Source organism: Stenotrophomonas sp. Sm6012 (assembly GCF_030985895.1).
GTDB classification, from domain to species: Bacteria; Pseudomonadota; Gammaproteobacteria; order Xanthomonadales; family Xanthomonadaceae; genus Stenotrophomonas; species Stenotrophomonas forensis.
Genome location: NZ_JAPTFX010000180.1, coordinates 1 through 7,831, shown reverse-complemented (window position 1 = coordinate 7,831; position 7,831 = coordinate 1). Strand labels below are relative to the sequence as shown.

Genomic DNA, 7,831 nt, shown 5'->3' with positions numbered 1-7,831 from the left:
AGCGCCCGAACGCACAGCCGCCAGCGGCTGGGCCGGGCCCCGGAGGGGGACTTGCGGCGTCCCCCGCAACCGGACCCACCCCGCCAACCCACGGACTGCCCGCTTTTGACGTTGACGTTGATTGCGGCAGGTGCAGGGCTGCAAGCCCTGCAGAAAAACACCCCTACAGCACCTGCGGCCGGCACAGCAGGCTGAAGCGTGCGCCGCCCAGCGTGGACGACGTCACCTGCAGGCGGAACCCATGCAGGCCCGCAATGGCTGCCACGATCGACAGGCCCAGGCCGAATCCACCGCCCTTGCTCGCCTCCGCCCGATGGAAACGCTGGAACACCAGGCTGCGCTCCATCGCGGGTATGCCCGGCCCGGAATCCTCCACCGCGATGCAGGTCGCGCCGTCTTCCACCCGCGCCGACAGCTGCACGCCGCCGCCCTCCGGTGCGAACCGGATCGCATTGTCGAGCAGGTTGCCGATCGCTTCGAACAGCAGGCCGCGATCCCCCATCACGCCAGGCAGATCGGCGGCCAACTCCAGCAGCAACGCCTGCCCTTTCTCTTCCGCCAGCGGTGCATAGAAGGCGTGGATCTCCTGCAGCAGCGTGTCCGGCGCCAGCGTGGCGAAGCCGGAACGACGCTGGTGATCCTCCAGCTCGGAGATCCGCAGCAGCGCGCGGAAGCGTGCCATCAACGTGTCGGTTTCTTCCAGCACCTGCTCCAGCGCCACTGCCTGCGGGTCTTCCTCCTGCACCTGCTGGCGCATGCGGTACAGCTGCGCGCGCACGCGCGTCAACGGGGTGCGCAGGTCGTGGGCGATGTTGTCACACACCCCTTTGACCTCGGTCATCAGCTGCTCGATGCGGTCGAGCATGGCGTTGACGATGGTCGCCAGCATGTCCAGTTCATCGCGGCGGTTGGCCAACGGCAGGCGCTGGCCCAGATCGCCGGCGACGATGCGCGCAGTGGCCTGCTCGATGGCCTGGATGCGGCGCAATGGCCGGCGCCGCAACAACTGCCAGCCCAGCAGGCCTGGCAACAGGGTCAGCGAAACACCCCACAGCAGCGCATCAAGAATCAGATGATTGACCTCGTTCAACGGCCCGCTGTAGCGCACCAGCACCAGGATGCGGCCGTCACGGGTGGGCATCGCCAGGCCGAAGCCACGCTTGCCGCGCGCGTAGGCCTCGGTGATCGGCAGGCCGGAAACCGGATGCGCGCTGCCATCCAGCGGCAGCTGTGCCGGCAGCGACTTCAGCATGCCCGCCAGCGCTTTTCCGTCGGGCGTGAACAACCCATAGGCATCGATGCCGTGCAGGTCGTAGCGGCGGTTCTCGCGCAGCGCCGCGGTCAACCCATCGCCGGTGAAGTGCTCGAACAGGTGCGCACGTTGCAGCACTGCCGACTGCGCCAGCTCGTCCAGGTACAGCGACACCCGCCAATACAGCACCCCCAGCAGCACGCACGACCAGGCCACGAACAGCAGGCTGTACAGCCCCAGCAGGCGGCTGCTGGACGAACGCCAGCCGTCAGACAGCTTCGCTGAGGACATAGCCACTGCCGCGCACGGTTCGGATCAGCGACGGCGCATCGGCGTGGTCCAGCTTGCGCCGCAGGCGACCGATATGCACGTCGATGAGGTTGGTTCCGGGGTCGAAGTGATAGCCCCACACCTCCTCGAACAGCATCATCCGGGTCAGCACCTGCCCGGCGTTGCGCATCAGGTACTCCAGCAGCTTGAACTCGGTCGGCAGCAGGCTCAGGCTGCGCGCGCCACGGTGGGCAGTGCGCGCCAGCAGGTCCAGCTGCAGGTCCCCCACGCGCAGCAGCGTCTCGTTGCTGGCTGGATGCTGGCGGCGGCGCAGCAGCACCTCCACCCGCGCGGCCATCTCATCGGAGGCGAACGGCTTGGTCAGGTAGTCATCGCCCCCGGCACGCAGGCCGCGCACGCGCTCGTCCACGTCCGACAGCGCGCTGAGCATCAGCACCGGCGTGGCAATGCCGATCCGGCGCAGCGTGGTGACGATGGCCAGGCCGTCCAGGCCGGGCAGCATGCGGTCCAGCGTGATCACGTCGTAGTCACCGCTGGCCGCGCGCACCAGGCCTTCACGACCATCGGCCACCCAGTCCACCTGCAGGCCATGGCTGCCCAGCTCCGCCACGATTTCCTGGGCAGTGATGGCGTCATCCTCGATGGTCAATACGCGCGACATGGGCACCGCTGGAGTCGAGACTGGCCCATGCTCGCCAAATCAGCCGGCGCGGGCAAATGAAACATCCTTCATCCGCACCCGCGGGTGCGGGCCGGTTCAGCCCGTTTCGCCGTCGTCACCCGGCAGCTCGGACAGCTCGCCCTGCACCTGCACGTTGTTGCGGCCCATCGCCTTGGCCCGGTAGCACTGGGCGTCGGCCGCGGCCACAGCCTGGTCCACGCTCATGCCGCCGGCCAGCGGCGCGACACCGATACTGGCACCGACCCGCAGCCGGTCCTGGTCCCAGGGAATGGACAGCGATGCCAGCGTATGCAGCAGTTCGCCACCGATGCGCGCGGCACGGCGCGGCGTGCAGCCGGACAGGATCACCGCGAATTCGTCGCCGCCCAGCCGCGCCACCACGTCCGAGTCACGCACGCCGTGGCGCAGCACACTGGCCACCGCCCACAGCACGGCATCGCCAGCCAGATGGCCCCAGGTGTCGTTGACCGGCTTGAAGCGGTCCAGGTCGATGTACATCAGCGAGGCCGCCTGGCCGGTACGCTCGACGCGGGTGATGGCCTGCTGCAGGTGTACTTCGAAACCACGGCGGTTGCTCAGCTCGGTCAGCGGGTCGATCTCGGCCAGGTGCCGCGCCTCGCGCTGGCGCGCACGCTGCTGGGTGTCGTCACGCAGCACCCAGACCGCACCGCGCACATGGCCTTCGTCATCGCGCAGCCACGCGCGGGTCAGGTCCACCGGTACCGTTGCCGTGCCCAGCCGCAGCAGCAGATCGGCATGCAGGTCCACGGCATTGCTTTCCGGGTCCAGCAGCACCGAGACGTCCAGCACCGAGCCCGGTGCGTATTCGGTGGTCAGTTCCAGCACGTCCTGCACTTTGTGCCCGGCCAGCGACATCGCACCATCGCCGGCCAGCATGCGCACGGCCGCAGCATTGGCATAGTCGATACGGCCATCCAGGTTGACGCTGAGCACCAGGTCAGCCACCGCATCAAGCGTGAGCCGGCTGCGCTGCTCGCTCTCGAACAAGCGCTGCTCGCTGCTGCGCTGGGCGGTGATGTCCTGGATCTGCGACACGAAATGCAGCGGCTGGCCATGCTCGTTGCGCACCAGCGACACCGACAAGCGTGCCCAGATCACCCGGCCGTCGCGGTCGAGATAGCGCTTTTCCAGGTGATAGTGGCTGCGCCGCCCGGCCAGCAGGTCGTGCACCAGCGCCAGATCGGCCTGCAGGTCGTCGGGGTGGGTCAGGCGCTGGAAATCGACCTGCAGCAGCTCTTCGCGCGGATAGCCCAGGATCCGGCACAGCGCGTCGTTGACGTCCAGCCAGCGCCCTTCCAGCGAAACCAGGGCCATGCCCAGCGCGGCGGATGTGAACGCACCGGCGAACTTCTCCGCCGACAAGCGGGCCTCGGCGCGGGCCTGCAGGATCTCGGTGATGTCGATGGCCATGCCGACATAGCCGATGCGCACCCCGTTGGCCCCATCCATGCGGCTGATCGACAGGCGCACCTGCCGTGGCTGGCCATCCTTGCGCAGCAGCGTCCACTGCCGCGAGTAGGTCTGCCCGTCGGCACGCGCACTCAGCGCTTCGAACACGCCCGGAAGATTGCCCTCGGCATCGGCCAGCGGCTGCAGCCAGGCGTTCAGCTCGGCCGGATCATGGAAGGCGTCGAGCCGGCGCTGGCCGACCACCTCCGCTGCGCTGTAGCCCAGCAGGCGCTGCGCACCGGTATTGAACAGGGTGATGGTGCCATCGGTATCGGTGGCGATCACCGCCACCTCATCGGACGCATCAACCACCGCCTGCAGGCGCTGGCGGGTTTCGGCCGCATCCTGCCGCGCCTGCTGCAGTTCGGTCACATCGGCATGCGCGCCGGCCATCCACAGCGGCCGGCCCTGCCCATCCCATTCGAAGACCCGGCCGCGGTCCTGGATCCAGATCCACTGGCCGTTCCTGTGCCGCATGCGCAGCAGGCAGGCGTAGTTGTCGCTGCGCCCCGCGAAATGATCCTCCAGCGCGGCATCCGACAACGCGATGTCATCCGGATGCACCAGCTTCAGGAAGTTCTCCTGGCAGATCGGCTGCAGCTCTTCCAGGCGGTAGCCAACGATCTCGGCCCAGCGTGCATTGACCCGCATCTGGCCGGTCTGCACGTTCCATTCCCAAGTGCCGGCCGCCGTGCCGTCGATGATCATCGCCAGCCGGCGGCGCTCTTCGGCCAACTCCTGCAGGCGTCGTTCAAGCAGCCCGTTGCCGTTGTTTCCCTGGCCCGCCATCAACCCGTTCCCCGGCCCGCGCAGGCACGCGTCTGCCGCAGCGGCGCGCTGCAGCCTGCAACGAAGACGGCGGGTCGTGCTGGCGTCATGGCCCTCCCCAGCGACAGCGGGGGGGCCGAACGCCTCCCCTCAAGCGCCAGTGTGCGCAATCACGGGGAAAACCGACAAGCCCCCCGCCCCGGATCAACCGTGACGGGGGCCACGATCCTCACCTGCGCTTGGCGCGAGCGAAGGCTTCGGCCAGGGCATTGTTGGCCGGTGCTGCCGACGCGCCGGGGCGGCCGCCATTGCCCTGGCCGCGGTTCGGCCCACGGTTTTGGCTGCCCGCGTCGCGGCGCGGCCCCTGCCCCTGGCCGCGCTCGTCGCGCTGGCCCGGGCGGCTGGTGGCCTGGCCGGGGGTGTCGTCCAGGCGCCGGGTCAGGGCGATGCGCTTGCGCGCCACGTCCACTTCCAGCACCTTCACCTTGACGATGTCGCCGGCCTTGACCACGTCACGCGGGTCTTTCACGAACGTATCGGACAGCGCCGAGATATGGATCAGGCCGTCCTGGTGCACGCCGATATCGACAAAAGCACCAAAGGCCGCCACGTTGCTCACCACGCCTTCCAGCACCATGCCTTCGCGCAGGTCCTTGATGTCCTCCACGCCCTCGGCGAAGCGTGCGGCCTTGAACTCCGGACGCGGGTCGCGGCCCGGTTTCTCCAGTTCCTTGAGGATGTCGCGCACGGTCGGCACGCCGAAGGTCGCATCGGTGAACTGCTCGGCCTTCAGCCCGCGCAGGAAGCTGCCGTCGCCGATCAGCGCCTTGATCGGGCGCGCGGTGCTGGCCACGATGCGCTCCACTACCGGGTAGGCTTCCGGGTGCACCGCTGAGGCATCCAGCGGCTGGTCGCCATCGGCGATGCGCAGGAAGCCGGCGCACTGCTCGAAGGTCTTTTCGCCCAGGCGCGCGACCTTCAGCAGGTCCTTGCGGCGCTTGAACGGGCCGTTGTCGTCACGATGGCGGACGATGTTCTCGGCCACCGTGGCTGACAAGCCGGACACGCGTGACAGCAGCGCGGCCGAGGCGGTGTTCACGTAGACGCCGACCGCGTTCACGCAGTCCTCCACCCGCGCGTCCAGCGCCCGGGCCAGGCGGTACTGGTCCACGTCATGCTGGTACTGGCCGACGCCGATCGCCTTGGGTTCGATCTTGACCAGTTCGGCCAGCGGATCCTGCAGTCGGCGCGCGATCGACACTGCGCCGCGCAGCGACACGTCCAGGCCCGGGAATTCCTTGGCCGCGAACTCGGACGCCGAGTACACCGACGCGCCGGCCTCGCTGACCACCACCTTCTGCAGCTTCGGGTTGGCGGCCGCTTTGATCGCTTCACCGGCCAGCTTGTCGGTCTCGCGGCTGGCGGTACCGTTGCCGATCGCGATCAGTTCCACGTTGTGCTGGGCGCACAGCTGCTTGATCGTCTGCAGCGACTGGTCCCATTGCCGGCGCGGCTCGTGGGGATAGATCGTGTCGGTCGCGACCAGCTTGCCGGTGGCATCGACCACGGCGATCTTGCAGCCGGTGCGGATGCCCGGGTCCAGGCCCAGCACGGTCTTCGGACCCGCCGGCGCGGCCAGCAGCAGATCCTTGAGGTTGTCGCCGAAGACTGCGATGGCCTCGGCTTCGGCCTTCTCGCGGGCCTGGTTGAACAGGTCCAGCAACAGGTGGGTGTGCAGCTTGGCGCGCCAGGTCAGGCGGCAGGCATCCAGCAGCCAGCGGTCGGCGGCGCGGCCCTGGTCGGCGATGCCGGCCTTGCGCGCCACGCGCCCCTCGGCGTACTGGTGGCCGGCCTCGGCATCGCTGCCCGGGTCCAGCTCCAGGAACAGGATTTCCTCGCGCCGCGCGCGGAACAGCGCCAGCAACCGGTGCGACGGGATCTTCGCCAGTGCCTCGGCATGCTCGAAATAGTCGCGGTACTTGGCGCCCTCGGTTTCCTTCCCCTCGGCCACGCGGGCGCGGATCACCCCGGTGTCGCCCAACCAGGTGCGCAGTTCACCCACCAGCGCGGCATCTTCGCCCCAGCGCTCCATCAGGATCGCGCGCGCGCCTTCCAGCGCTGCCTTGGTATCGGCCACGCCCTTGTCGGTATCGACGAAGCTGGCCGCAAACACCTGCGGGTCCTGCGTCGGATCGCCCAGCAGGCCATCGGCCAGCGGCTCCAGCCCGGCCTCGCGGGCGATCTGCGCACGGGTACGGCGCTTGGGCTTGTACGGCAGGTACAGATCTTCCAGACGGCTCTTGGTATCGGCCGCCAGGATGTCGTTGCGCAGCTCGTCGCTGAGCTTGCCCTGCTCGCCGATGCTGGCCAGCACTGCCGCGCGCCGGTCTTCAAGTTCGCGCAGGTAGGTCAATCGCACTTCCAGGTTGCGCAGCTGGGTGTCGTCCAGGCCCCCGGTCACTTCCTTTCGGTAGCGCGCGATGAACGGAACGCTGGCGCCCTCGTCGAGCAGGCCGACGGCGGCACGTACCTGGGCGGACTGGGCACCGATCTCGTCGGCGATGGTCTGGGCGATCTGCTGGGCGATCTGCTGGGCGAGCGCGCTCTGGGCGTTCTTGGCGTCGTGCATTGCTTCAGGTCTGTGCCGCGTAACGGGAAGACCCCATTCTGGCAACCGACGGCGGAGCCGGACAAGGCATTGACAGGGGGCGAGGTTCAGCGGCGTACCCGGAGTGGACGCCGGCATCCTGGCGGAGAGAGGGCTCGGACCGGCCCTGGGCTGGGATGCCGGCGCGGGCGCACGATGGTGGGCGCGCCCTGCCGCGTGTTGCGAAGGTCAGCGGTAGTGGCGGGCGGCGCGCTGCATGACGATGTCGTCACGCATGCTTTCCAGGGCCATCAGGCGGACCTTGCCGACACCCTGCAGTTCCATGAACCGCTCCGTGTAGAACTCAGGCCCCAGCGCGGTGTCGGCGCGGGATTTGCTGAAGCCGTAGGGCACCACGCCCTTCTCGCCATCCTTGCTACCACCGACATAAAGAACGATTGCCATGTGATGTATTCCTCCAAATTGCTACTGCGTACTGCACTCGATGAGCGATGCTGCGAGCTCATCGAGGGAGAGCTTACCGCGTCGAACCTGACTGGAACGTCACGAAGGCTAATGACGATCGGTTGCATGCAGATGACTGCGGGATCGCAGCAGAATGCTTACGGATCTTTAACTTCCGGCTAACGAATTCCGAGGGATTCCCGCCAACGGCGCAGCCCCTCGTGGCTTGGTCGCAGAATGCGTTTCATGTGATTGGGTCGGTCGGGGTGGGTGAGGGTGGCGGGGTATCCACGGCATGGATGCCGCGGCTAAGCCC

General features: G+C 68.1%; 5 protein-coding genes. All 5 read right to left on the bottom strand.

The window, feature by feature from the left end:
- Positions 1 to 163 precede the first annotated feature (163 nt).
- Positions 164 to 1,543 (bottom strand): ATP-binding protein, encoded by a 1,380-nt coding sequence (locus O0J73_RS20355; protein WP_308309496.1) that lies wholly within the window; start codon positions 1,541 to 1,543, stop codon positions 164 to 166.
- On the bottom strand, positions 1,521 to 2,204 hold the full coding sequence (locus O0J73_RS20350; protein WP_006462017.1) for a response regulator transcription factor: 684 nt from the start codon (positions 2,202 to 2,204) through the stop codon (positions 1,521 to 1,523). Before O0J73_RS20350 ends, O0J73_RS20355 begins: the two co-directional genes overlap by 23 nt.
- Before the next feature lie 96 nt (positions 2,205 to 2,300).
- Positions 2,301 to 4,484, bottom strand: coding sequence for a PAS domain S-box protein (locus O0J73_RS20345; RefSeq protein WP_197564855.1), 2,184 nt, complete (start codon positions 4,482 to 4,484; stop codon positions 2,301 to 2,303).
- A gap of 208 nt (positions 4,485 to 4,692) precedes the next feature.
- Complete coding sequence (locus O0J73_RS20340; protein ID WP_308309494.1) at positions 4,693 to 7,092, bottom strand: Tex family protein; 2,400 nt, start codon at positions 7,090 to 7,092, stop codon at positions 4,693 to 4,695.
- Between the two features lie 207 nt (positions 7,093 to 7,299).
- Positions 7,300 to 7,515 (bottom strand): hypothetical protein, encoded by a 216-nt coding sequence (locus O0J73_RS20335; protein WP_006452005.1) that lies wholly within the window; start codon positions 7,513 to 7,515, stop codon positions 7,300 to 7,302.
- Between the last annotated feature and the right edge of the window lie 316 nt (positions 7,516 to 7,831).